This window comes from Roseomonas sp. TAS13, assembly GCF_001950415.1.
Classification (GTDB): Bacteria; Pseudomonadota; Alphaproteobacteria; order Acetobacterales; family Acetobacteraceae; genus Roseomonas; species Roseomonas mucosa.
On the sequence record NZ_BDLP01000494.1, the window covers coordinates 1 to 2665 of the forward strand.

Consider the following 2665-nt stretch of genomic DNA (forward strand, 5'->3'; position numbering starts at 1 on the left):
GTCGGCGCCGGAACGTTCCAGCGCGCCCTCGGCCATGGCGCGGGCGGTTTCCTCGCTGACCGCGCCCACCGAGGCGATCACCGCCTCCGGCACGCCCAGCATCGCCGTCTTGGCCCCGTTGGAATAGGTCACGAACCCCGCCAGCACCGTGGCGGAGGAGCCGGGGACGGCCGTCAGCGCGGCGGCGATCAGCCCGCCCGTGCAGCTTTCCGCCGTGGCCAGGGTCAGCCCCCGGGCCTGGAGGCGTTCCAGCAGGCGCCCGGCCTGCGCCAGGGTCTCGTCAGGCAGCATCACGGCAGGCTCCGCGCGATCGCCAGCACGGCGGCGGCGAGCGCCCCGGCCAGCACGTCGTCCAGCATCACCCAGACCGGCCCGTCGCGCCGGCCGGCCCAGCGGACCGGCGGCGGCTTCAGGATGTCGAAGAAGCGGAACAGAAGGAAGGCGGCCAGCACCCAGGCAAGACCGGCCTGCGGCGCCAGCGCGGCCAGGGCGAAGCTCTGCCCGGCGGCCTCGTCCACCACCACCCAGGGCGGGTCGCTCTGCGCCCGGGGCAGGCGGCTGACGGCCAGCACCCCGGCCAGGGTGAAGAGCACCGCCGCCAGCATGCAGGGCCCGGGGCCGAGCCAGGCGAGGGGCAGGACCAGGGCCGAGCCCCAGGTGCCGGGCGCCGGGCGCATACGCCCCACGCCGCCCATGGAGGCGACGAGGATCGCGAGGCGCGGGGTCGCCGCTTGTTGGGCCAGGGTGGTCACGCCAGCTGGTCCAGGAAGGCATCCAGGCGCGGGGCGATCTCCGGTTCCTCCAGAAGCGGGGCATGGCCGGAGGTCGGGTGGACCACGAGCTCCAGGTCCGGCTTCTCCCCCCGCATCCGGTTCACCGTGGCGGCGGAAAGGATCTCGCTCAGCTCGCCCCAGACCAGCAGGACCGGGATGTCGTGCAGGCCGGAAAAGAGCGGGCCGAAATCGCTCACCGCCGCACCCGTGTCCATGGCCCGCGCGATGCGCAGGTCCCATCGCGGGTGCAGGCGGCCGTCGGGGCCGCGCTTGTAGGTGCGCGCGGCGAGGCGCAGCCAGCCGGCCTCGTCGGCCACCGGAAGCTGCGGTTGCACCCGGCGGAGATACTGGGCCGCCTCGGCCTCCGAGGCGAAGGCAGGGTCCCGCCCCAGGAACTCCCGCACCCGGCCGACCCCGCCGCTCTCGATGCGCGGACCGATATCGTTCAGCACCACGCCCCGCAGCATGGCCGGCCGCTGGAGCGCCAGGAACATGGAGAGCAGCCCGCCGAAGGAGGTGCCCACAGTGACCACCCGCGGCATGCCCAGCGCGGCGCAGACATCCAGCACATCGGCCAGGGCCTCGCGCGGGTCGTAGCGCGTGACCTCGGCGGCGCGGTCGCTTTCCCCATGGCCGATATAGTCGAGCGCCACCACGCGGCGCTGCCCGGCATGGCGCTCCGCCAGGCCGGCGAAGTCCAGCGCGTTGCGCCCGATCCCGGACAGGCAGAGCAGCGGGGTGCGCGAGGCGTCGCCCGCCCAGTCCAGCACCGCCAGGGTGTATCCGTCGCGGCTGCGTATCCGGCGCTCCCGCGGAGCCTGTTCCGCCATGCTCAGGGAGCCAGCCAGCGGGCCAGGGGATGGGGCTGCGCCCCGTCGCCGCCGAGGGCACGATAGACGACCATGTTCTCGATCACGCGCTGCACGTAGTTCCGGGTCTCGGAGAAGGGGATCAGCTCCACCCAGTCGATCATGTCCACGCCGGGCGTGCCCGGCTCGCCATAGGTGGCCAGCCATTCCGCGACCCGGCGCGGCCCGGCATTGTAGGCCGCCGCCGCCAGGGCCGGGTTGTCGCCGAAGCGGGCGAGCTGGTCGCCCAGGTAGATCGAGCCGAGCTTCATGTTGTGCGCCGGGTCGCTGGTCAGCCAGCCGAACTGGTGCGGGATCCCGTTCCTGCGCGCCACCTCGGCCGCCGTCGTGGGCAGCAGCTGCATCAGCCCGCGGGCATTGGAGGGCGAGACCGCCTGGGGGTCGAAATTGCTTTCCTGGCGCGAGATGGCGCGGACCAGGGCCGGCTCCAGCCCGTCCGGCGTGGGGTAGGGGGTGGGCCAGCCCTCGGGCACCAGGGCCACGCCGTCGATGCCGGAGCGGCGCGAGACCCAGACCGCCTGGTCCGGCCGCCCGGTGCTGTCCGCCAGCCGCGCCACCAGCAGCCGCGTTCCCGCATCCGGCGACAGCTCCTCCAGCCGCAGCAGGAAGGGCAGGGCGCGCCGCTGCAACCCGAGATCGGCCAGGGTGAGCACCGCCCGGGGAAGTTCCCGGTCCACGAAGAGCGCGGTCTGGCCGGGTGGCGGCGGGGCGGCGCCGGCGGCGCGGATGCGCTCCGCCAGCCGGGCGGGGCTCTCGTTCAGGGTGAAGGAGGCGAGCTGCCCGTAATAGGAGGTCGGCAGGCTGGCGGCGGCGTTCCAGGCGGCCTTGGCGCCGGCCGTATCGCCCTGCGCGGCCAGGGCGCGGCCCTGCCAGTAGGCGGCGCGGGAGCGCGTGATGATGCTGGTGCTGCCCTCGGCCACCCGGCTGAAATGCAGATGCGCGGTGGCGGGCTCGTTCAGGCGGCGCAGGGCGATCCAGCCGGCCAGGAACTCCGCCTCACCGCGCGCGGCACCCGGCCCGGGC

At 74.5% G+C, this 2665-nt stretch carries 4 protein-coding genes; all 4 read right to left on the minus strand.

The window, feature by feature from the left end; translation table 11 throughout:
* A partial coding sequence (locus tag ROTAS13_RS22640) for a CinA family protein (protein WP_139323508.1) occupies positions 1 to 291 on the minus strand: 291 nt, incomplete at its 3' end.
* Entirely contained in the window at positions 291 to 752 is a 462-nt protein-coding gene (locus tag ROTAS13_RS22645) for a phosphatidylglycerophosphatase A (RefSeq protein ID WP_083755680.1), read from the minus strand. The genes ROTAS13_RS22640 and ROTAS13_RS22645, both read right to left, overlap by 1 nt.
* The gene (locus ROTAS13_RS22650; protein ID WP_075823513.1) at positions 749 to 1603 is read right to left on the minus strand and encodes an alpha/beta fold hydrolase; all 855 of its coding nucleotides are present in this window, start codon (positions 1601 to 1603) and stop codon (positions 749 to 751) included. Before ROTAS13_RS22650 ends, ROTAS13_RS22645 begins: the two co-directional genes overlap by 4 nt.
* Positions 1604 to 1605: 2 nt before the next feature.
* The coding region (locus tag ROTAS13_RS22655) for a lytic transglycosylase domain-containing protein (protein WP_139323509.1) at positions 1606 to 2665 on the minus strand (1060 nt) is incomplete at its 5' end.

What these genes read in the sequence shown, in the direction of transcription:
- ROTAS13_RS22650 (WP_075823513.1), bottom strand. Translation starts at nt 1,603, where the DNA reads ATGGCGGAACAGGCTCCGCGGGAGCGCCGGATACGCAGCCGCGACGGA.